We start from the raw sequence: 24,695 nt of genomic DNA on the forward strand, positions 1-24,695 counted from the left end.
TACTCGAGGGGGTTTTCATCCTTCCGATGGTGCCGCAGGCGGCATGATGGTCTATGAGGAAATCGCCGGGGTTTTTGGGCAAACAGTGAACTGGGTCCGGGTCACCTTTTTTCGGGCCAAGCGGCAGTTAGGTCAGGTTTATCGGGAACTGGAGGGTGATAACAGATGATGCCGAAAGAATGTAGACTTATCCGCGAGTTGTTACCCTTATACGCGGAGAACCTGGTTAGTGAAGAAACAGTTGAATATATTAAAGAGCATTTGACCGAGTGTGACCATTGTACCCAGGAATGGGAGTTGTTTATCCGGCCCCTGCCGGACCCTCTACCAATGGAGAAATTATCTCCTCACAAAAACTTTGAAAACAGGTTATTCGGCAGGCTGAAGAAAACGATTACAGTTATAGTACTACTGCTGGTCATCGGCGGGGCGGGGCTGGCCTACGCTTCCTACATTGTAGGGAAACACATCGTGATGGATGATCCTGCCTACCGCTTTGCCGAGGAATTGAACCTTTTCACGGAAATTAAGCAGACCAAAACAGTAGATGGCCTCCAGGTTACTGTAGATAAAGGGCTTTTTGACAGTACGCGTAGCGTCCTCTTTATCCGGTTTTCCAACCCGGGGAAAACAATGCCCCAGGTCAGCCTGGCTGATGAAGAAGGACATCAATACGAGCAGAAAAGCGGCAAGAGCTGGCAGAACAAGTACTTTATGCTGGAGTTTGAGCCTTTGCGATTGGAAACCCAGAAGGTAAACGTATCTCTGGCCCTAGGGGATCAGGAAAAAGAACAGGCAGAATTTACTTTCCCCGTGGATGTGGTTAAAACTGCGCAATACACAAAGATTATCTATCCCAATCAAGAGAAAAAGTTGCCGAATCTTAAGATTATCCTGGAAAAGGCCGTACTGGGTGTGAGTGAAGCGGAGTTTAAGGTACGGTTTGACTGGCCGGTGGATGGTTCGGTGGCCGGTATTGCCCTGGGCAGGGGTACGGTCTATTTTCCCACCTCTGTGACCAAAGCTCCCGATACACCACCGCCTGCGGGGATGGGTGCTCCACCTCCAGGCGGGTTGATGTCCAGTTATGCGGCCACTTACGGAGTAAATTACCGTCCTCAAGACCCACCCGAAAACCGTCCTGCCCTCTATGATTTGACGGGGCGCCAAGAAGTAGCCGCCCAAAAAGGCGAATATAGAACAACCCAGTTCCCCTGCCAGGTTGTGGCCACCCTAAAATTTGCTCCGGTGAAACAGGAAACGGAACAGATGGAGTTGCTCTTGCCGCCGGTATATCTTTATAAAAAGGTAGAAGATTCGCCTAAACTTTATCTCAATTTCGAGGACAAAAATGAGCTTAACCTGGAGAGAAGTGTTTCCTTCCCTCAAGGGAAGGTGATTATAGAAAAAGCCTGGTTGGAAAAGAATACTGTTTACCTTAGTTATCGCTTAGAATCCTCCGCGAAACCTGAGACCATTTTACCTCATTTTGTACTCACCGATACCCAGGGTATGAAACAGGGGGAACTTCGCTTTGAGAGGGAAAAGCCGCAGGTAATCATGTTTTCTCTGCACAATGAGGAGGCCCAAGAATTCTACTTAAGCCTTGACAGTATGGGGCAGTTGCTGTCCAGGGAGAAATTCGCCCTGGACCTGCGGAAGAAGTAACTGCTTTATCTGATTGCTTTAGAGTTTTAATTCGTAATAAGTACTGTAGATTCAATTACAGGGGTTAGTCTTATGCCAAAACGTTTATTTATTGTGGGTGCCTGGTTGGAATTGGTCACTTGTTAAACGGGAGTTCGCTTTTAGTAATTTCGTCCCTTTAACCACAATCTTGCAATTTAGTTGTTCGATAATCTCAATGCGAGATACTGGCAACATTGAAAGGTAAGAAATTCAAGAACAGGAAAGCACCTCTAATAGTGACTTTTACTGGACTGGGAATATTCGTCTGGATTGCCGAAAACATTACAACATATTTAGGTGCCTGGGCTTATCCTTATCAACTGAATAAATGGCAAATGGTTCACTTAAGTAAGATAAATTCTTGGTTCCTTTTAGGTATTGTATGTTTTATATTGGTTGCACAGTCGGTGAGAAACTCCACCTAAGCAAATGGCTTCCCGTCTGGTGCGGGCCAAAGACTGCTGTTTAAGCCAGCTAAGGCTTTGTCTCGCCTTAGCGCCGGGCGACGTCGGGAAGCCGGACAGTCCTATGAAAGGTCGAAAGGTCGTTGGTGTATCGATGAAACGTATTTATGCCTTGCTGTTAATACTTATTCTGGCTTTCTGTGGCTGCTCGGCCAAACCTGGACAAACCGAGCCAGTTCCCACGGGGAAGCCGGTTGCGGTTAATCCTGAAGCCAGCACCCTGGGGGAGCGGTTCTCAGTACCTGCAGGGTATGAGAGGGTTGCCGCCGGGGAGCATTCTTTTGGGGAATATCTGCGGACCTTGCCCCTGAAACCTCATGGAGCCAGGGTTAAGTATTACAACGGCAAAACTAAAAGCAGAGATGTGTATGAAGCGGTGGTGGACCTGGATATTGGCAACCGTGACTTGCAGCAATGCGCTGATGCCGTCATTAGACTGCGGGCAGAATATTTGTTTAAAGAGAAAAAATATGGCGATATTCATTTCAACTTTACCAGCGGGTTTACTGCCGAATACTCCAAATGGAGAGACGGGTACAGGGTAGCTGTACAGGGGAACTACGCCAGTTGGGTGAAAACTGCCGCTTACTCCACCGAGTATAAGGACTTCAGAAAATACCTGGATACTGTTTTTGCTTATGCCGGAACGCTCTCCCTGGCCAAGGAGCTGGTCACCATAAAGCCGGAAGATATGCAAATCGGCGATGTCTTTATCCAGGGGGGCAGCCCCGGTCATTGCGTCATCGTGGTGGATATGGCTCAGAACCCGAAGACCGGGGAGAAAATCTTCATGCTGGCCCAGAGCTATATGCCAGCCCAGGATATTCAAATCCTGAAAAATCCTGATAATGCAGCCATTAGCCCCTGGTATTCCGTTAATTTCGGGGACGTGCTGAACACACCGGAATGGACCTTCAATAAGGGAGATTTAAAGAGGTTTGGATAGATGGGCGATGCCCTATTTAAAATAAAGTAGGTGTTCTTCTATGAAGATTAAAAAAGTTATCATCCTTGCCGTGGCTGTTCTTTTGCTGGCCCTTATGGCCGGGTGTAAAAACCGCCCTCAGGATTCGCCTGTGCAGGCTCCTGAAAACACCAAGCAGGAGGCAGCCCTGAAATACGGTGACATCACCGATCCGGTTGAACTGGAGAAGCTCTGGCAGGAATATTTTTATGATTCAATTGCTAACGTAGGAAATACCCGTGAGTTTAACTCCGCCCAGGAAATAGATCCTCTCAATGTGGCGCGGTTCTGTGGTTTGAAGTATGTGGCGGAGCACGGCGAGGAAAACCTGGCGCCGACAGCCAAGGGAAGTCCCTTTCGACTGCTGCCTCTTGATATTGTTCTGGAATATGCCGAGCGCTATTTTAATCTGACCAGCCTTGATGTATCTAAAATTGAGGCACACTCCTATGATCCGCAAAAACGCGCCTTCATTTTTGATTTTAGCACCGGACAAACCCGACCTTCTTATAATTCTTTTTATACTTTGCGGGATGAGCACCTGGAGAAGGTCACAAGAAACAGTGACGGCACAGTAACAGCCGTGCTGGTGCGACCCGATGCCCCCATATATGACCGAATTGAGTTGACCAAGACTTACACCTTAAAGCAGCGTGAGGATGGAAGCCTGTATTTTGTAAGCGGCAGGTGGGATTATGTCAATAATCATCTTGTTAGTCTGACCGGTGATTATCAACGCTTTGATCAAATTACAGGCTTTGCAGGAAACATGGAAGAACTTTCAATGTTAGGTGAGGTTGACGATAGGTTGATCCTGGCCTATACGCCCTATGAAAAAGGGAAAAATGCTGCCCTGATGCTGGTCAATCTTAATACCATGATAGTAGAGAAGGAACTGGAAGTTAGCGAGAACTTTGCGTCTACCGATGTGAGTCTGACAGGAGAATGCATTAAAATCAGGCTTAAAGATAGGTTAATAGCTGTTGATAAAACCCTTGCCCAGTCGGATAGTGTTTCGTTGCCAACAACAATCACGGAGAAAATAAACAGGGAACCCAAATACAATGCCAAAGGCAATCCTGATGTTTTCTTTGGGGGTTACGACGTATCGAGTGACAGGAAAAGATATGTTTATGCCGATGAAACAGGTGTCAAGTTGTTTAACACTACTGATAACAGTGAAAAACTGCTTTCCAAAACAGTACCAATTATCGGCAGCGAATTGCTGGATAATTCCTATCACAAGAATCCCCGGTTTGTGGCCGACGAGCAAAAGGTGATAACCACCATGACAGGCTATGAAGGCGCCATGGGTTATACTTTGTGCGACCTGGAAAGCGGGACGGCGAAAACTCACAGTATCACTTCGGAATGTTCTTCAACCGGCCTTATCAGGTATGATACCGGGCTGCTGGAGGTAAACACCCATCTCTATAATAGAGAAAAACAAACAGGCGAGCGTAAAACAATGTATTTGGATTTTAGGACAGGAGGGGTTAAAGAGATTATTCTAAAAGATCCCGGCGAAACAGGGGATATCAGGATGCCTGACCTTTGTTTTGTCGGTCAAAACTATGCCGCCTATATAACCTATAAACCGGATCGCAGCGACAATGCTAACAATATGTTTTACCTTAATCGCCTGAACCTGAAAACATTACAGATTGAGCCTGAAATCATCTCGGTCAAAGCGGCCGGAACCCATATCCTCGGCGTTTTGGCCGACGGACGCATTGTCTTTTGGTATAATCTTAATCCCAGCGAAAACGGGGTATGCATAACGAAGTGAGGTGAGCCTTGATTAGACATATAAGTACAATTCATCCTGTCTTATGCTTCCTGGTTGTATGGATTAGGTGTTACTGACAATACATAATGTCCAATAACTGACGGTTAGATTAAAAAAATCTTACGTGGTATAATCATATTAAGATATAAACAACAGTGAAGGGATTTATTATATTTTCTGGATTAAAACTGTAGAAAAACATAAAACTATGGAAATCGGAGAAGAAATCATGAAGGTAGTATCTATCATTCGCACTATCCCGCATCAATGAATTAAAAATTTTACACAATATATTCGGCACCATCATGATACGTAATGCCGTATACGATACCCGTTTTATGCCCAACAATCCGTCAATGCCCCCCTACTTACGGAAAAACACCGTTGAAGTGAGGAAGGTTCATGAAGCGTTTGAACCTTAATACGAAGATAATATAACAATTCACTATATGGGGTGATTTTATGACCTTTAAGGAACTATTGAAAACAGTTGTATTTGATGATGTTTGGACAGAGCTTGAAAAAGAATATGGTATGAAAAATGAAGCATTTGAAGCATATTTTAAGGTTTTTAATCAACTAAAGGGATTAACACCTGAGCCAAATCATGACGGTTTTCGCTTGGTTGTAGCAAGGGTTGAAGACTGGTTAGAACCCGGTACTTTTATGTATGATGTATTTGGAATTAAGCCTGGCGATAATGATCATTATGCATTAGAGCTATTGCCCTGGAGCGAATTGCTATCCTATGAGGTTGTAGAAAAATGCGTTGAAGCATATAGTGCGGCGGCTGTTGTGGCACATTCCTTATACGAGGTTACTTTTTTTGGTTATGATGCTACTGATGTCGAGACAAATATTAAAAAGGAAATTGAAATATTAAAGGAACGCCTCGATGAAATCGAAAATGGAACAGCGGAGCTTGTTTCTTGGGATAAGGTGTGTAAAGATATTGGATATTTTGATGACCGTACAGAGGAAGAGAAAGAGCTGCAACATAAACAATTTGAACGTATAAACGCTGAAAATAAAAGGGTTTATGAGATGCTGTTATCATAGATAGGCAATGGATTAAATGAATATATGCGGTTGATGCAAGGTTAATGGATGCAGCCGGAAATAAAGGATTTATTATATGAACTTGCCGGAAAAGCCGCCACCAGTGATGAAGTGCGTATTGTCAGCCCTGTCATAGTTGCAGTGGAGCCAAAGGATGAGGCCGAGGAGGGGCCTAACCTAGAGATAGCCGTATCGGCGTTATCTTTGATAGACCTATGGGTATTTCTTCCCTTGCCCAGCTTATAATTATAGACTCTCCTGCAGCAGGTCCCTGTGCCGGAGGATGGCAATCTGGTATGCATTCAGCCCGTGGTCGATAGTAAGAAGTGGGAGGATGTGTTTAATGAAATTGTCCAGGTATACCCTGTTTTTGAGCCTCATGGTACTACTGAGCTTTCCCGGAGTTGTACTTGCCAAAACATATGTTGATGACCAATACCTCAAATGGGATGTTTTGGAACGGCAGTGTGCGGAGGAAATCAGCGGGGACGATGAATCCTATTTATATCTTAGGCTTAGCGGTTCACCGGTAAGAATAAATAAAGATTTGAAAAGCGGTCCGGAAAAGCTCCGCCCAGGAGAGGTAGACATTTCCGGTAATTCTGAGGAAAGCAAAGTCAAGGAGGTTGACAAGAACCTCCTCCAGCTTAAGGATAAGACCCTCTACTACCATGACATTCCGGTGATGGACATGGGCAAGTACCTAGAGGAAAATGACTGTTTTTACCGGGAAAATCCGTATTATACCCGGACAGATATCTCCTTCTATGCTTACGAGTACAACCTGGAAGGGGGCGGCAAGGTCTTCCAGGTAATCACATTTATTGATTGCTACATCCCTGCTCCCTATACCCCCAGCTATAGCGATACCTTTTTTATCTCTGGTCCGGATGTTCACCGGCTGGTCGTTGATCAAGATTTCAGGCTCACGGGAACATGGGAGAACAGTGATGGTTCTTTTTGGCTGGAAGGCTGGCTTAAAAAAGGGAAGGCCAGCAAGGAAAACTCTCTCTACTTGATCGGTAGTGGCCTAAAGGTATTCTCATTCAATGAAGTATTGCAAAAAAATGATATCCAGGTTTTGGGCCAAGTCGAGAACAGCCTGATTGTCAGGGCGGAAACCCGAACCCTTAACCCGTATTTCCCGCTGGATCAAAAGAAGTATGAAGTTGCGGGAAGCGGGGTCTATGCCGTTTGCTCGGACGGCAGTTATACGCGCCGTAAAGAGAGTATAGAGGATTATAAAAGTATTTACCTTGATCGGGAAGGCAATATCTACGCTATAAGCTCTGATGGCAAGAAAATCAAAAACCTGACTACGGGAATAGAATATCATTTAGAAGAAGCAGTAACCCCCTTCGATCGGGAAGTACAAACCTTGAGAGGTCTTGATTTTAATTACGGGACAAGTCAAACCCGCCTGGGTCAGGATGGCTCTAAGTGGTATGTTCAGGATTGCCGAATTATCCGTGAGGAAAAGGGCAAAAAATCCGTTTTTAGTAAAGGTTTGCCCGTGCTGATGTATCCTGTGGAAAACCTGTTCATTGATTACGAAGGAGGCAAATGGCTTTTGGGTCCTGCCGGCATTGCCTATTATCGAGAAGATTTAATGGAAGAAGCTCTCAACATGAATCCTTTTTTGGATGGGGGGATTTATCCGGGAGGGTACAAAAATATTTACGTAGATGGATACAAAAGGATCTGGTTTTTTGACCACGATATCAAGTGCGTTCCCTTCAAGGAGAGCGCAATGATAGTCCTGGAATCCGGTTTAATCCAGGGTTTTGAACAGGTAATCCACGAATATAGCGAGAATAAAGATCTAGGTGTTTTTGTTTACCAAAAAGAAAATCCCGACGGTTCATACACAATCCGAGCTCTGACCATTAACCGGGAGGGTAAGATAAACCACCAGGACTATACCCTGGATAAAAAGCTCCTGCGCTATTTCGTTTATGACGGGAAACTTCACATGGTCCTGCCGGATGGACTAATGATCCTGAAAGACAATAAAAAACTCACCGTCAGAAATGCTTCCCTGCTGGAAGGATTAGATTTTCGTTACAGAGACAATGATCGCCTGGTCTTTGCCGGTGAATACCGCCTGGTGATGGTTTCTATCCCCAAACCGGGAGAAGCGGTGGACACATTTGTCAAAACGCCAACCGCTGTGACTGTCAACGGGAAAATTTTACCCACATACCGGGTGCAGGGCCATCTGGCTATTTGTGTTGAGGACCTCCGGCATTGCGGCTATGACATGATTTGGGACCCGGTTCAGCGTACCACATCACTCATGTACCAGAAAGACAAATTGCCCGATATGAAAGCCCCGTCAGAACTTCAGGCCAGCCAAGGCATGATTTATTACAGCGACATAGATGTCTACATAAATGGAGTCTGGCACAGAACTTATAATACCGGGGGTTACTCCCTTGTTGCCCTGGAAAGCCTGTCACTATGCAATTTGTGTAATTCATGATTTGAGTGAATAAATACTTGACCGTTTTTATGAAAGGCCGTGAGCAGGTCGATGCAACGAGTTTGCGTCTTGCCGCTAATAATTGTTCTGGTTTTATGCGGCTGTTCGTTCAGCGCCGGGAAAACAGAGACAGGCACGGCGGAGCCGGTTAAAGTTGAGCCCGTAGCCAACACCCTGGAGCGGCGGTTCGCGGTTCCCGCGGGGTATGAGAGGGTTGCCGCCGGGAAGCATTCGTTTGGGGAGTACCTGCGCACCTTGCTCCTGAAACACCATGGAGCCAGGGTTAAATATTACAACGGTGAAACCAAAAGCAGGGACGTTTATGAAGCAGTTGAATATTCCAAATGGCGTGACGGGTACAGGATTGTTGTCCGGGGGAATGACGCCTGGTGGGTGAAAACTGCCGTCTACTCTACCGAGCACAAGGATTTCAGAAAGTACCTGGATACGGTCTTTGCTTATGCCGGCACTGCTTCCCTGGCCAGGGAGATGGTTTCCGTGAGGCTGGCCGATATGCAAATCGGAGATGTTTTTATCCAGGGGGGCAGCCCGGGCCACTGCGTCATTGTGGTAGATATGGCTCAGAACCCGGAGACGGGCGAGAAGATATTCATGCTTGCCCAGAGCTATATGCCCGCCCAAGACATTCATATCCTGAAAAATCCCGGCAATGCAGCCTTAAGCCCATGGTATTCCGTTGATTTCGGGGAAGTGTTGAACACACCGGAGTGGACGTTCCAAAAGGGAGACTTAAAGAGGTTCAAATAAACTTTAGACCAGGCATACCCAATTAAAAAGCCGGAAGGGTATGATTTGTTTTGGTGTTTTGAAGAATTTGTTATAACACATGTTATAGCCTTGACATGAGGCGCGCGATGGTATAAACTACCAGATAGCAGGAACAAAATCCGGGATGGAAGGTTATCCTGATGATTTATCTTCCCAAAGATTATCCGGACCGCATACGGCGGCTGCGCGCCAAACTTGGGTTGAGCCAGGCGGGTTTGGCCGAGTTGCTCGGCGTCTCTTATGCCTCTGTCAACCGGTGGGAGAATAACCAGTCGCGTCCTAATCGGCTTGCCTGGGGACAGATTTTACGGGCGGAGCAGGAGAGTCTGAGCGGTTTCGGCAAGCATGGCGGCATCCCCGGCGGCCACAAAATCAAGAATATTCAAAAGACGGCTGAATTTCAGCCGTCTTATCAAATTGCCGCAGAACCGGCTCCCGGTATCGATTTCACCGCCCCGTCCGAGGCGGTGCGGACGGTGGTGGAGGCTGTACGGCTGGCATATGGACACCTTTTCAATCCTGTATTCGCCACGGAAACATCGTTGATTGATGCCTTGCCGCACCAAAGGATCGCCGTCTATGAACACATGCTGCCCCAGCCGCGGCTACGTTTCCTGCTGGCGGACGACGCCGGCGCAGGCAAAACGATTATGGCCGGGCTTTATATCCGCGAAATGCTGAGCCGCAGGCTCATCCGGCGCGTTCTGGTCGTCCCGCCGGCCGGATTGGTCGGCAACTGGGAGAGGGAAATGCGCAGTCTCTTCAGCCTGCCGTTCAGAATAATAACCGGAGCAGATGCCCGCGCCGGCAACCCCTTTGCAGGGTCTGGCGGCGACTTGGCAATTGTCAGCATTGATACCTTGACCAGCGAGCGAACGTTCCAACGTTTGCGCGATCCGGAAACCGAGCCCTATGACCTGGTGATCTTCGATGAAGCGCACAAGCTGGCAGCCGACCGGAATCCGGACCTGACAGTGCGCAAAACCGACCGCTACCGTTTGGCCGAGGCTGTTGCGGGAGCGCCTTGCGACCCTGACTGGGCACTGCCCTGGCATTGCCATCATCTGCTTTTGCTCACGGCCACGCCGCATATGGGCAAGGATTACCCTTACTTCTCCCTATGGCGGCTGCTGGAGCCTGAAACCTTCTCCACCTTCGACGCTTTCAACGCCTGCCCCTTCCAAGCGCGGCAGCGCTATTTTATCCGGCGTACTAAGGAAGAGATGGTCCGTTTCGATGGTACACCTATTTACCCGATGCGGGAGTCCAGCACCTTGAACTACGACCTGGGGGAAGCGGAGCAGCGCCTGTATGACGAAACCACCGGATACATCCGGACCTATTATAACCGGGCCAGAATTCTGAACCGTTCGGCTGCAAGGCTAGCCATGAGCATCTTCCAGCGCCGGCTGGCCAGCTCGACCTATGCCCTTCTGTGTTCCTTCGAGCGCCGCCTGGCGAAATTGGACGGTCTCATCAAAGATATCCTGGGAGGCCAGCTAACCGAAGAGCAATTGAACGCATCCCAGCGGAAGCTGGAAAACATCCCCGACATTTTCGACCAGATGACCGGTGATGAGGAAGGAATGGAAGGTAACCTGGAGCAAAACGAGGCAATAGAACACCAGGTCCTGGGGGGTGTCGTGGCCACCTCCCTCACTGAATTGCAGGCGGAGCGGTTACAGGTAGAAGGGCTACTTGATCTTGCGCGCCAGGTCTATGAGGCCGGCGAGGAATCCAAATTCGACAAGCTGCGGGAAGTGCTCCTTGATGCACGGTTCAAGGACGAAAAAATCCTCATCTTTACCGAGCACCGTGACACCGTGGAATTTCTTGTCCGCCGGCTGGAGGGGCTGGGGTATGCGGGCAAGGTGGCCCAAATCCACGGCGGGATGCCCTACCAGGAACGTGAAGAACAGGTGGAATTCTTCAAGCGACCGTCTGCAGCAGGGGGAGCGAATTGCATGGTGGCCACCGACGCGGCCGGAGAGGGCATCAACTTGCAGTTTTGTTGGCTAATGGTCAACTACGACATTCCCTGGAACCCTGCCCGCCTGGAGCAACGCATGGGTCGCATCCATCGCTATAAACAAAGGCACGACCCGGTGCTTTTGTTCAACCTGGTAGCGGGCAAAACCCGGGAAGGACGCGTCCTGAAAACCCTGCTGGAAAAGTTGGAGCGCATCCGCAAAGAACTGGGTTCGGACAAAGTCTTCGATATCATTGGACGCCAGTTTGAAGGGATCTCCCTGAAAGACCTGCTCTTGCAGGCCGTGGTTGATAACCAGGCTGAGGAAGTCGTCAATAAGCTCGAAGGCCTTTTCACCCCGGAGCAGACCAGGGCGCATTTGGAAAGGGAAAAGCTCCTGGCAACTGGCGGCGGGATAAAAAGCCGCCTCCCTGAACAGCGGGAAAGACTGGAACGCGAGGCACTGCGCCGCTTGATGCCGGGCTATATCCGCCGTTTTTTGGAAGTATCCGCGCCGCTTTTGCATATCGGCTTGGAGGGCGACCTGGAGGGCTTCTTTTTCTTTAAACCCCTCCGGCCGGGTGCTTTGGACTCCTTATGGCCGGTGCTGGACTCTTATGAACCAGAACGCCAGGAACGGTTAACGGTTTACAAACCTAAAGAGGGCGACAAAGCCGTTTTCCTGCACTCCGGTGAGCCGCTGTTCGACCGCTACTGCGCGCTGGTCCTGGGCAAGTTTTCCCGGCTGGCCCTGCAAGGCGGGGTTTTTGTCGACCCGTACGCCGACCATCCGTATTTCTTTCATCTGGCCCTGGTGAAGGTCGTGCGCCGGCCTGACCCGGAAATGCCCGAGGCATTTGGTAGGAAGGAATTGTTGGAACTGCGCCTGGCGGGCCTGCGCCAGGATGAAACGGGCCAAATCACCGAGTGCCCGGTGGAGCAGTTGATGTTGTTGCGCGGTCACCAAGGTGTGCCGGCGGACAGCATTTCCTTTGCTGCTACAGCGGCTGCAGCTTGCGAACAGGCCAAAACCTTTGCTGCGGAAAGGATTGCCCGCCCGCTTGCCGCAGCCCGGATACAAGAACTTTTAAATACCCTGGCGGAACGAGAAGAGTTTATTTCCCGAGGCTATCATTACCAGGATGCGGAACTGGCCATTTCCCGCTCCAGGCTGGCCGAGCGCATCCGGGCGGGGGATGCTAGGGCTAAAGGCGAGCTAACCAGGATTAAGGAGCGCCAGAAGAAACTGGCTGAGCGCAAAGCGCGCGCCCTGGCTGTCTTGCGGCGGGAGCCGGAACTGGTTGCCGCCGGCGAAGTCGCCTTCCTGGCCCATGCCCTGGTGGTCCCTTCTCAAGACCCGGAAGACAAAAAGCGCCACGATCAGGAGGTGGAGCGGATCGCCGTCCGGGTGGCGTGGGGTCATGAAGAAAGCCGGGGCTGCACGGTCAAAGACGTTTCTATGCCGGAAAGGGCCCTCCTGGCCGGCCTGGAAGCCAGGCCCGGCTTTGACCTGCTTTCCCGTCATCCCGGTGGGGAAGAGCGGGCTATCGAGGTCAAGGGCCGCGCCGGCGCCGGTGACGTGGAACTCACTGAAAACGAATGGGCCAAAGCCTGCAACCTCCGCGGCCGTTACTGGCTTTACGTGGTCTTTGACTGCGTCACCGCCCACCCGCGCCTCCTGCGCGTCCAGGACCCCTTCGGAAAACTGCTGGTAAAGAACAAGGGCGGGGTGGTTATAGCCGAAGACGAAATTCTCGCATTTGCGGAAACTGCCGGTGAAGCCGATTGGCTGACGGGCAAATCTAAACCCAACGGAGGTCCATGATGGCGGCACGCAAAATATGCGGAAATCTTGCTTACAACGTTGGCTGTGTTCCTGTTGAGGCGTATGGGTTGCTCATACCGTCAAATGAAGCCATGTCGGCATTGTCCAAGCGCGTAGCTGAGCGGCTCCGGGACACTGACGGGAAAAGCGCCGTTGCCGCCCCAATAGCCGGACTACAATTGACAAAATTCCAGCAGGCTAATCTTGAGCGCATATTAAAGGAGACAAATGTACCAGAATGGCGCATAGGAGAGGCGTTAGCCGAATGTTATCTGGAGGATAATTATGACTGCCTGTTTCCTTGGCAGAGCGGACGCGACATGAGAAACCCGAACGCCAGTTTGTCCGGGGCTGACCTTGTCGGCTTTCAAGGGAAGTCCGGCCAAGCCCGCTTTGCCTTTGGAGAGGTCAAGACATCTGAGGATAAGCGTACACCACCAAAAGTCATGTCTGGACGAAACGGAATGGTGTGTCAGCTTGAAACGCTGTGCGATGACCTTACCCGCATAAACACACTGGTGAGGTATCTTGGCATCCGACACATAGGACAGCCTTGGTCGGAAATGTATAAAACGGCCTTTATCGCTTATTTGAATAATACGAGCGATATTGTGCTGTTGGGAGTTCTGGTGAGAACAACGACTGCTGACGCGGCTGACCTGCAAAAACGCGTGAAAAATTTGGCTGCCAAGAATCCCAAACGGGCGGTTCTCTTGGCATTGTACATCCCACTTCCATTAAGGGATTGGAAGAATATCGTGTTTTCGAAGGAAGGAGGGGGGGCATCATGAACATTTCTTCGCATTGGGCGCTTGAGGCCTTTGGGCCGGAACGGCTGTTGCAGGCGGAAGAACTTGCCGAGCGCATACTTGTGTCAGATTCGGTCGGAAGCCTTTTAAATTATCAAGTTAACCTTACGACCGAGGAAAACCGCTTGCTGGAGAAAGCTGTTCAGGCGCTTGAGATGGCTGCCATCGAATACTGGCCGCAGCTTATTCGGCCATCTCAGGAGAACGCCGAACAACGACGCGCCGCTGAAGCCTGCTGTTCCGCGGCTTTCGCCATCAAGCGAGCCCTGCCTTTGCCGGAGAAAACCGAGCCGCGGCTGTTTCACATACTTCATCTTGTCGCTTTGGCCTATGTTGGTCAAAGGTGGGCAGACGCCCGCCGGTGGGTTGCTGAACATCCCGTATCAATTAAGACACCTTCAGTGGAAGACGTGACTTGGGAGCAGCGTGTTCTTTACCGCTTGTTTGAAGGATGGATGTGTCTCATTCGAAAAAATGGCTGGGATGATGTACACCGGGCAGCCCAAATAATAACCGGTCTTCGCCGGGAACAGCTGGCGTATGAGGAGCGGTTTCTGTACAGTTTGCCGGCTGAGCAGCGCCCTTTAGCCGGATGGACGCTAGTGGCGCTTTACCACTGGGCGGCGGCCACCGAACTTTTGTCTACTTACTTATTGCAGGGCGTGCCCGGGGGAATAGAAACCCAACTTGATTCGCATTTCGAGAAGGCTTGCGATGCTGCCAGGTCGGCCCGCGATGCTGAATTGGAGATTATTTTGCGCTGGCTTCACGCCGCATCGCGGCAGATGGTTGACGGATCATTATGGAGAGTCGCCCAGAGGGTTAATTCCCGGGTCAGCCAGTATGTGCAGTTTGCAGCCCGACATGCGAATATGTTCGAAATGCTCCCCCCTCAACGGGCGGCCATTCTGGAAGAAGGTTTGCTGGATATGGCCAAGACATCGATTGTCATCAATCTCCCGACTTCCGGAGGGAAAACTGCCCTGGCCATCTTTCGCATACTCCAGGCCTTGAACCAGTTCGCCCAGGATAGGGGGTGGGTGGCTTACACCGCCCCGACGCGCGCTTTGGCAGCTCAAATCATGCGCCGTTTGCGCCAGGAACTTGGAGCAGTCGGTATCCGTATTGAACAGCTCAGCGGGGCTGTTGAAATAGACGCTTTCGAAGAAGACCTTCTAGAAAAAAACACATCTTTTGATGTTTTGGTTACCACACCGGAAAAGCTAGACCTGGTTATCCGCAACGAAAAAGTGAAGCGGCCGCTTGTTTTAGTCGTCGTCGATGAAGCGCATAACCTTGAAGACCCGGAACGGGGGCTCAAACTGGAAATGCTGCTGGCAACCGTTAAACAGGATTGCGAAAAAGCCAGTTTCCTGTTATTGACGCCATATATTCCCAACGGCGCAGAAATTGCGGACTGGCTAGCCCGCGGCACAAACGAGGCCAAACATATCAGCCTGGCAATAGGTCCATGGCAACCTAACGAGCGGGTGGTAGGCCGTTTTTACGCTGAAAAGGGGCCGAAACCGCGCGAATGGCGCCTGAAGTTTCGAACGCTTCAAACCACTCCCGGCACCATTCATTTTGGCGGTGAATTTGCGGTGGGTGAGCCTGGCCCGATAAATGCCGCTTTTAGTACAGTCTCAAAATGCCTTTACCGGCAAACCGCGGCCATGGCCAAGATATTTGCCAACCGGCCCAAATCGTTGACGGTGGCGGTTGCCACGGACATAAACGATGTCTGGGAAATGGCGCGCGTTCTGGCAGCAGAAATGCCCCCGCTTTCTCCGGTGCCGGATGCCGTTCGCCTTGTCCAACGCTTTCTTCAGACGGAAATAAGTCCCCGCTTTGAGCTGGTTGAGATGCTGGAACGAGGGATCGCCGTGCACCATGCCGGCCTCTCCGAAGAAACACGCTCGCTGGTGGAAAGACTGGCCGAAGACGGCGCTTTGCGGGTTCTTTGCGCTACCACCACTATCGCCCAAGGCATCAACTTTCCCGTGTCGTCGGTTTTCCTGGCTTCCACACGCTATCGTCGTCGCGAGATGCCGCCCAAGGACTTTTGGAACCTTGCGGGGCGGGCCGGGCGCATCTTCCAGGAGAGTGTCGGCGTGGTTGGCATCGCTTCCCGGCATGATGACTTAGGCAGTCATATTCGAATTGAAAGATTTGTCCGTTTGCAGGCCGAGGCTTTATGTTCCACGCTCGAAGGTCTGGTCGAAGAAGCAATAAAAATAGGCAGATCCCTCAGCCTCGAAGTGGTGATTCACCTGCCCCAATGGCGGGCGTTTTGGGGTTATCTGGCCCACATCTACAATCGGACCAGGTCGCCAGAAGCTATGGCCGCCAGGGCAGAACAAGTCCTCAGGAGCACCTTGGGCTATCGCAGTCTGGAGAAGAAGTCCCAGACAAAAGCCAGGTTGCTACTGGAGTTTACCAAAGAATATGCCCGGAGGCTCTCCAAAGACAACCGCCTCGCCCCGCTGGCGGACGCAACGGGATTCGCCCCGGAGAGCGTTCGGGAAGCAATCAGGCAGCTGGACGGGAAAGTGGTCTCTTCCGATTGGTTGCCGACGGGGCTGTTCGGGGGGAACCGCAGGGCGTTGCGAACCCTCATGGGGATCATGTTAAATCTGCCGGAGACAAGTTCTCAGCTCAACGAAATCCCGTCCCGCGGGGGTAAGCACAGTTACTTGGCCGATCTCACGGCGGAATGGGTAGGCGGGCAACCCATCGAAACCCTTGCCTACCGGTATTTTATCGATCCTCAAGAAGAAAACCCCGATTTGACGGACGGACTGTCCAAGGCCTGCCGCGCGATATACGGCCGTCTTTCCCAGGCTGCCACCTGGGGGCTCTCCGCCATGTCGAAGCTGCCGACCGCCGGTATCGATTTCGACGGCCTGTCGGAGGATGAAAGGCGCACAATCAATTTGCTCCCGGCGATGGTTTATTACGGCGTCTCGACGGAAGAGGCGGTCTTGATGCGGATGAATGGAGTGCCGCGTACCGTGGCCCAGACGTTAGGCGAGATGTTTAAGCAAAGAGAACGCCGCCTTGGCCGCGACAGCGTAACTCGGGCTGTGGAATTCGTGCGTGGCCTTTCGCCGGCAGACTGGCAGGCTGCCGTATCCAAGGATGCTCCCATGACGGGACATGACTACCGCAAAGTGTGGAGCATCCTGACCGGCCACGATCATCCCACGGAAGGAGAAAAGGCATGACTGAGCGTTCCCGCCTGATAGAGCAATGTTTTCCTGTGAAGCAAACCTCTTTGGACTCTGTGCACGAAAAGAACGTGCGGCACGGGCATATATCCACGCTGCACATCTGGCCGGCGCGGAGGCCGCTGGCGGCCTGCCGGGCGGCTTTGATTGCCACCCTCCTGCCAGATCCGGGGACGCCCGAGGAGCGGCACGAGGTCCTGGAGCGGCTGGGCGGAAGGGTAGTTCAAAAGATAGAGAAAAAAAAGCTGCCTGGCGGCAGGGTTGTGGAGCAGGTCAGGGAAGAGACTGCCGGCGGCATTCTCCACTGGGGGCGGGAGAACGGGCCGGATCTGGAGTGGTTCCGCCAGGAGATCAAAAAGGCTTATGGCGGGCAACCTCCGCGGGTGCTGGATCCCTTCGCCGGCGGCGGGGCCATCCCGCTGGAGGCCATGCGCCTGGGTTGCGAAGTGACGGCCGCAGACATCAACCCGGTGGCCTGGTTTATCCTCAAGTGCACCCTGGAATACCCGCAGAGGCTGGCCGGGCAAAAGCGCCCCCTGCCGGAGTTTGTTCTGAAAGATGAAGCGTTCATGGAGCAGTTCTGCAAGGCCAACCCCTGGGCTGGCGGCAGGGGACGCTCCCAAAAAGCGCAGTTGGAATTCGCTTTTGAATCTGATCCTTCCGGCGAAGGTCTGCTCCCCGAGGCTGACCTGGCCTGGCATGTGCGGGCCTGGGGCCGGTGGGTGCTGGAACGAGCCCGCCGGGAGTTGGCCCGCTTCTACCCAACCTACGCCGATTATCAACCGCTGAAACCTGGCGGTGGTGTATATGAGCAGCGCGCGTCCCAACAGGTTCCTCTCCGCGACGACGGAACGCCCGACCTTGAGGCGCTGAACGCCGAGTTCAGCCGGGACCACCTGGCGGACGGGCGCAACCCGCGCTGGGTACCCAAGCCCACGGTGGCTTACCTGTGGGCGCGGACCGTGACTTGTAAAAACTGCCGCGCCACCGTGCCGCTGCTGAAAACGCGCTGGCTGTGCAAGAAGGATCAGAAGCGCGTGCTGCTGACCATGGAGCCGGATGCCAGCAAAACCGGCGTGGTTTTTGGCGTGCAGGCGGAGGCGCCGCAGGCCGCGGGCAACGCTGCGCAAAGGCGCGAGCGCGACAAAAAGATCGGCGCCGGAACCATGTCCCGCTCCGGCGCGACATGTCCCTGCTGCGGCGCCATCATGACCATGGAGGATATCCGGATGGAAGGGCAGGCCGGGCGGCTGGGGGACGTGATGACCGCCGTGGTGGTGGATGGGCCGGATGGCAAGGAATATCGCCTGCCGACAGCCGGTGAAATAAGGTTTGCCATTGAGGCGGAGCAAGAGATAGACAGGCTCTGGGAAGAGATTCCTTTTGGTTTGCCCAAAGAATTGATTGTTGAAGACGCCAAACGAAATACCTGGTGTGTTCAATACGGGCTTGATGAGTTTCACAAACTATATACCACCCGCCAGCTACTAGCTCTAGGCACCTTCGTCAAGCATACCCGCCGAGCCAGGGAAGCTATGCGCTTAGAGGGTTACCCGCTTGAGTGGGTGGAGACTGTGGGAGGATATTTGGCAGTCTGCCTTGACCGGTTAGCTGATTATAATAGTAACATTTGTAACTGGGATCCTAATGGCGAGTACATAACGCATACATTTCAACGTTTTGCACTTCCAGTCAAATGGGATTTCAGTGAAATTAATCCATTCTCAGGGGCCACAGGTGATTATGCAGGAGGACTAGAATGGATTGTTCGATTCGTAAGTTACGCAACATTAGCTTCTGGGGCGATTTATGCACCAAAGATTCTAGAGCAATCTGCCGTACAAGCTAAGGATAATGGGATTGATTTAATCATCACCGATCCGCCATATTATGATGCTATTGGCTACTCTGTCCTGATGGACTTCTTTTACGTCTGGCTGCGCCGGACGTTGCACGGGCTTTCCCCAGAAATCGACGAGGCTTTCCGCGAACCCTTGTCTCCCAAGTGGGACCGCGATAAGAACGACGGCGAGCTGATCGACGACGCCAGCCGCCACGGCGGCGACAGGCAAAAATCCAAAGCCGCCTACGAAGAAGGAATGTTCCGGGCCTTTCAGGCTTGCCACCGGGCGTTGAAGCAAGAAGGCAGGATGGTGATCGTTTTCGCCCACAAGCACCCGGACGCTTGGGAAACGCTGGTCTCAGCCATTATCCGCGCCGGGTTCGTGGTCAACGCCAGCTGGCCTATCCAAACGGAGATGGGCAACCGCACCCGGGCCCTGTCTTCGGCGGCCCTGTCCTCTTCCGTATGGCTTGTTTGCAGGAAACGCGCCGAAACGGCCCGCCCAGGGTGGGACAACAGGGTGCTGGAAGAGATGCGGCAAAACATTTACACCCGGCTGCGGGAGTATTGGGACGCGGGCATCCGGGGGCCTGACTTCGTCTGGGCGGCCACCGGTCCTGCGCTGGAGGCATACAGCAAGTATCCCGCGGTCAAGAAGGCCAATGAGCCAGGCAAGCTGATGGACGTGCCGGAGTTCCTGCGGGCGGTGCGGCGGCTGGTGGTGGATTTCGTGGTCGGGCGCGTGCTTACCCACAACGGCGCCGATACGGTGAGCGGCCTGGATGACGTTACCACGTACTATCTTCTCCATCGCCACGACTTCGGCCTGGAAGACGCTCCCGCCGGGGCATGCATCCTTTACGCCGTGTCCTGCGGCCTCTCCGACCGGGAACTGGCTGACCGGCACGACATCCTTATACGGGCCGGCGGACCGGAAACGGATGGGCAAGGGGACGAGCAAGAGGATGCGGACGAAGAAGAGGCTGAGATTGCTGAAGGCACCGGCAGCAGAGTCAGGCTCAAGCCCTGGCAGCAGCGCAAGCACAGCGGTTTGGGCTTAGACGCCGAAGACCGGCCTGCCCCTTTGATCGACCAGGTTCACCGCCTGATGCGTCTCTGGAAGGCCGGAGATGTGACAAAGGTGGACGACTACCTGGACCAGCGGGGTCTGCGCCGCAGCCAGCTCTTCCCCCGGGTGCTCCAGGCCTTGATCGAACTGGCCGCGGCCGGCAGCGAAGAGCGCTCGCTCCTGGAAAGCATCAGCAACCATGTTTCTGTTCGAGGTTTAGCCCCGGCTAAGGAGCCGGAATTGTTTAATATGCAAAACCCTTAGGTGGTATGATATGGGGAGCATAGAACTGCAAACCATTTTGGGAGGCGAGGCATATGATTAGGAGTATTGAAGCCCTGAATTTTCGCTGCTTGCGCCATGTCCGGCAGCAACTCGAAACCTTTCACGTCCTGATCGGTCCCAATGCCAGCGGAAAGACCACGTTTCTGGACAGCGTTGCCTTTTTAGGGGATTTGCTGTCAGAGGGCCTGGAAGCTGCCATCGGAGAACGCACCCAGGATCTGCGGGATATGGTCTGGCAGCGCAGGGAGCAACCGTTTGAGCTTGCTGTGGAGCTGCAGATACCGGAAGACCGTCGCAAACTGATCAAAAATCCGGACTTCGACAGGGTCCGGTACGAAGTATCCGTGGGTATGGACCGCGATACAGGTGAGACTTCTATTCTATCCGAGAAAGTGGTTCTCATGACGTCAAAGCCTTGTCTTCCAGTTCAGCGAGTACTCTTTCCCTCTCTGGCGCCGGGGCCGGAAACCATTCTTACCCCTAAGGCTTTAAAGGGAGCTAAGGTTGTGGTCAACAAGGTGCGGGGTGGCAACGACAATTTTTACGACGAAACCGGCAAGGGTTGGGATCATTCGTTTAAATTGGGTGCCAGGAAGTCAGCCCTGGCCAACCTGCCAGAGGATGAATCCAGGTTCCCGGTATCGACATGGCTGAAGAGCATGTTAATGGACGGGGTTCAACGGCTGGTGCTGAACAGCGTGTTGATGCGCAAACCCAGCCCGCCTGGGCAACCCAAAGGTTTCCGCCCGGATGGGTCCAATCTGCCCTGGGTGGTGGATATGCTGGCTAAAAAGGACCCTGCGCGCTTCCGGGATTGGATACGACATCTCCAAACAGCTCTGCCGGACATTAAGGTTATTGGGCGGATAACAGTATGAAGCCTTTTGACCCGAAACTTGCTGTTGAACAGGTCCTGCGCCAGGCTGGGAAACCGCGCTCGTCAGCTATCTATGAGCAGCTTGCCCGGCGAGTCAGTTTGCAGCGTTGCACGGATCCTGCTTTTGTGAAGTTCACAACAGTGCTCCAGAAATGGTTCGGGAGGTGACATTTATGTTAACGCAAACCCCGTGGAAACCCTGGCATGAAGTGGTGCAAATTCGAGACGACTTGAAGTCGGGAGAGCTCTCCCTGGCCATTTTCGCGGCCGACCTTTACGACGTGGCGATGGGGAGCGCCAAGCCGGTCTACCAGCACCCGGCCGAGTTCTTTAGCCTGACCTACCCCACTTTCAACCTGCGCGAGCTGGCCAAGGATGTGCTCCTGCGCCTGGCCGGCAAGAACGATAAGGCCGTCCGCCAGTTGGAACTGACTTACGGGGGCGGGAAGACCCACACCCTGATCACCTTGTTCCACCTGGTTTCCGACCCGGAGAACTTGCCGGCGTTGCCCGCCGTCCAGGAGTTTATTGAACACACCGGCATCGCCCCGCCGCGCGCTAGGGCAGCGGTATTGGCCTTTGATAAGCTGGATGTGGAGAAGGGCATGGCGGTGAAGGACCCCCGGGGCAATACTCGCTGGCTGAAACAGCCCTGGAGCATCCTGGCCTGGCAGCTTGCCGGTGCTGAAGGGTTGAAACTGCTTCACGCCGAAGGGGAGGACTGCGAAAGGGAAAGCGCCCCGGCCGAGAATCTTTTGGTGGACTTGCTCTCTTTGCCCGGACGCGAGGGCTTGGCCACGCTGGTCCTTTTGGACGAGGTGCTGATGTATGCCCGCGAAAAGGTCAGCCTTGACCCAGTCTGGCGCGGGCGGCTGCAGAACTTTTTCCAGTACCTGACCCAGGCGGCGACCAAGGTGGAACGTTGCGCTGTGGTTGTATCACTGCTGGCCAGCGATCCCAGGAAAAGCGATGCTTTGGGCAAGGAGATCGCCAAGGAGTTGTACGACACCTTCCGGCGCGAGCAGGAAGAGGGCATCCAGCCGGTGGTCAAGGAAGACGTGGCGGAGGTGTTGCGCCGGCGCTTTTTCATCGCCGGCTCCATCAGGGACCGCGAAGCCTTTCGGCCGCATGTGGTGGCCGCCTTAAAAGGCATCGCCGATCTGGACGACCAGACCGCCAGGGACGGCAAATCTGCTGAAGAACGCCTTTTGCGCAGCTACCCGTTCCATCCCGACCTGACGGAAATCTTTTATACCAAATGGACGCAATTGGAGGGGTTCCAGCGTACCAGGGGGGTGCTGCGGACCTTTGCCATGGCCTTGCGCGAGGCCGCCAGATGGGACCGGTGCCCGCTGATCGCGGCCAACGTGTTCTTGAACGCCCCGGACCGGGAGGAGTTGTCGGAAGCGGCCCGCGAACTGGCCAACATTGCGGCCACGGAGGAGTATGAGGGCAAGCGCCAGGAGTGGGCCGGCATCTTGGAAGGCGAACTGGCCAAGGCCCGGGCCATCCAGGCGGAAGCGGCGGGCCTCAAGTTCCGGGAAACAGAGCAGGCCGTACTGGCCACCTTTGTTCATTCCCAGCCCATCGGCCAGAAGGCGTTGACCCGCGAGCTACTGGCGCTGTTGGGGCATACGCGGCCGGACAGGATCGAGTTGGAGAAGGCTCTGCGCCGTTGGACAGAAGTTTCCTGGTTCCTGGATGAGGCGGCCGTCAACGACGCCAGGACAGGACCGGACGGCCGCAAGGAGTTGCCCAAGTCCTGGCGGCTAGGTTCCAAACCAAACCTGCGGCAGATGCATAACGATGCTTGCCTGCGGGTATCGTCTTCGCCCAGCCTGATCGAAGCAAAACTGGTTGAGGCCATCAGGGGGCTGAAAAGCCTGACCGCCGGCGCCGCAGCCGCCGGGGCCAAGGTGCATAACCTGCCTGACCGGCCAAGGGAAATTGAGGACGACGGGGAATTCCATTACGCCGTGCTGGGGCCCAAAGCGGCTTCCACAGCGGGCAATCCCAGCGTTGAAGCCAAACGCTTCATTGAGGAGACCTCCGGACCGGACAAGCCGCGGGTCTGCCGCAACGCCGTGGTCCTGGCCGTTCCTTCCCGGGACGGGCTGGAGATGGCCCGCCACCGGGTGCTTGACTACCTGGGGTGGGAAGAGGTGCGCAGCCTCTTGAAAGGGCAAGAAATCGATCCTTTGCGCGCGGAGCTGCTGAACGGCTACACGGAAGAAGCCCGGAAAAAAATATCCGAGGCTGTCCAGCAGGCCTACTGCCTGGCGGTGACGGTATCGGAGAAGAATGAGATTCAGGCCTACAAACTGACCGTCGGGTCAGAACCGCTTTTTAACGTGATCAAAGCAGACCCGCGCACGCGCATCCAGGAAACGGCCGTCAGCGCGGAGGCCCTGCTGCCCGACGGGCCTTACAACCTCTGGCGCGAGGGGGAAACAGCGCGCCGGGCAAGGGATCTAATCGGCGCCTTCGCCCAGTTCCCGCATTTGCCTAAAATGCTGCGCCGCAAGGAGATCGTGGAGACTTTGGCCTTGGGGGTGCGGGAAGGCGTTTTTGTCCTGCGAACGGTTCGACCGGACCGGTCCGTGCGTACCGTTTGGCGACAGGAACCGCTGGATTCCGACCTGAGCGATCCGGGGTTGGAAGTCATTCTGCCCGCAACGGCCACCTTGTCCGAAATATCCCCGCACCTCTTGCTGCCTGGTCAGCTGCCCGGCCTTTGGCCCGCACCGCCGGAAATAAAGGTGAAAGACGTGGCGGAATATTTCCGGGGCGGCCACGTCGTGAACGTGGACAAGGGCGGCTTTCAGGAACCGCTGGCCATACCCAGGGCCGGAAGGGCCGTGGTGGAAGCGGCCATAGCCGAGGCTGTACGGATGGGGAAGCTGTGGTTGACGAACGGGCCGGCCAGCATCCTGGCGGAACCCATACCAACCGGAATACTCACTGACGAGGCTATACTGCGGCCGCCCCCGGCGCCGCTCTCCGCTACCGCCGTGCTTCCGAACAACCTTCCTGAGGCCTGGCCGTCCCCGGAAACGACTGCTCTGGCCATTTTGGTTGCACTGTCCGGCAAGGCAGGCCAGAACCTGCCCTGGGCGACGGTCCGGGAAGCAATTGCAGGTGCCCTGCGCGCCCGGATGTTGGAAAGAACCGTCGACTCCGGTGATTGGCCGTGCGACTTTAGCGGTGCCCGGAATGTCAAGATGCGAGTGCCGGAAGTGGTGTCGCCTTCGACCCCGCCTCCACCCCCGCCCAAACCCGGGGTGAAGGTGGCCGAAGCTGAGCTGCGTCCCAATGAAATTCAGGATCTGGCTGACGTAATTGGCGAATTGGTTGCCGCGACCGTTGGCCTGGAACTGACTTTCAAACTGCGGGTGGAACTGGCCGGAACACCAGAGTTACCGGATGAAGTCGTGGCAAGGGTTAACGAGTTGCTTGCTGGAGTTGCCGATACTCTTAAACTTGGGTAGGGTAGGGCCCAGGTGTGACTTAACGAAATGAAAAATCAAGCGGTTCCATGTTAGCATTAACTCTAAC

13 protein-coding genes are annotated in these 24,695 nt (G+C 53.6%); all 13 read left to right on the forward strand.

What is annotated here, in order from left to right:
* Positions 1-165: 165 nt before the first annotated feature.
* The 13 genes from NUV48_11925 to NUV48_11985 all read left to right on the forward strand — a co-directional run bounded on the left by NUV48_11925 (position 166) and on the right by NUV48_11985 (position 24,628).
* Positions 166-1,668 (forward strand): zf-HC2 domain-containing protein, encoded by a 1,503-nt coding sequence (locus NUV48_11925; protein ID MCR4442846.1) that lies wholly within the window; start codon positions 166-168, stop codon positions 1,666-1,668.
* A gap of 549 nt (positions 1,669-2,217) precedes the next feature.
* Positions 2,218-3,099, forward strand: a complete 882-nt coding sequence (locus NUV48_11930; GenBank protein ID MCR4442847.1) for a DUF4846 domain-containing protein — start codon at positions 2,218-2,220, stop codon at positions 3,097-3,099.
* 40 nt (positions 3,100-3,139) lie between these two features.
* On the forward strand, positions 3,140-4,906 hold the full coding sequence (locus NUV48_11935) for a hypothetical protein (protein MCR4442848.1): 1,767 nt from the start codon (positions 3,140-3,142) through the stop codon (positions 4,904-4,906).
* A gap of 462 nt (positions 4,907-5,368) precedes the next feature.
* A complete protein-coding gene (locus tag NUV48_11940) occupies positions 5,369-5,965 on the forward strand; it encodes an addiction module protein (protein MCR4442849.1) in 597 nt (198 codons plus the stop codon).
* A 48-nt stretch (positions 5,966-6,013) separates the two neighbouring features.
* The gene (locus NUV48_11945) at positions 6,014-6,211 is read left to right on the forward strand and encodes a hypothetical protein (GenBank protein MCR4442850.1); all 198 of its coding nucleotides are present in this window, start codon (positions 6,014-6,016) and stop codon (positions 6,209-6,211) included.
* Positions 6,212-6,308: 97 nt separating this feature from the next.
* Positions 6,309-8,447, forward strand: a complete 2,139-nt coding sequence (locus NUV48_11950; GenBank protein MCR4442851.1) for a hypothetical protein — start codon at positions 6,309-6,311, stop codon at positions 8,445-8,447.
* 69 nt (positions 8,448-8,516) lie between these two features.
* Complete coding sequence (locus tag NUV48_11955) at positions 8,517-9,215, forward strand: DUF4846 domain-containing protein (protein MCR4442852.1); 699 nt, start codon at positions 8,517-8,519, stop codon at positions 9,213-9,215.
* Positions 9,216-9,376: 161 nt separating this feature from the next.
* A complete protein-coding gene (locus NUV48_11960; protein ID MCR4442853.1) occupies positions 9,377-13,030 on the forward strand; it encodes a helicase-related protein in 3,654 nt (1,217 codons plus the stop codon).
* Positions 13,027-13,821 carry a hypothetical protein gene (locus NUV48_11965; GenBank protein ID MCR4442854.1) on the forward strand — a complete coding sequence of 265 codons (795 nt, stop codon included), beginning with the start codon at positions 13,027-13,029 and terminating at the stop codon, positions 13,819-13,821. The genes NUV48_11960 and NUV48_11965 overlap by 4 nt, the downstream gene beginning before the upstream one ends.
* A complete protein-coding gene (locus NUV48_11970) occupies positions 13,818-17,063 on the forward strand; it encodes a DEAD/DEAH box helicase (protein ID MCR4442855.1) in 3,246 nt (1,081 codons plus the stop codon). Before NUV48_11965 ends, NUV48_11970 begins: the two co-directional genes overlap by 4 nt.
* Positions 17,060-20,242: a DUF1156 domain-containing protein gene (locus NUV48_11975; GenBank protein MCR4442856.1), complete on the forward strand. Its 3,183-nt coding sequence runs from the start codon at positions 17,060-17,062 to the stop codon at positions 20,240-20,242. The genes NUV48_11970 and NUV48_11975 overlap by 4 nt, the downstream gene beginning before the upstream one ends.
* Positions 20,243-20,295: 53 nt before the next feature.
* Entirely contained in the window at positions 20,296-21,141 is an 846-nt protein-coding gene (locus NUV48_11980) for an AAA family ATPase (GenBank protein MCR4442857.1), read from the forward strand.
* 172 nt (positions 21,142-21,313) lie between these two features.
* A complete protein-coding gene (locus NUV48_11985) occupies positions 21,314-24,628 on the forward strand; it encodes a DUF499 domain-containing protein (protein MCR4442858.1) in 3,315 nt (1,104 codons plus the stop codon).
* Positions 24,629-24,695 lie beyond the last annotated feature (67 nt).

This window comes from Peptococcaceae bacterium (assembly GCA_024655825.1).
In the GTDB taxonomy this organism is placed as follows: Bacteria; Bacillota; Peptococcia; order DRI-13; family PHAD01; genus JANLFJ01.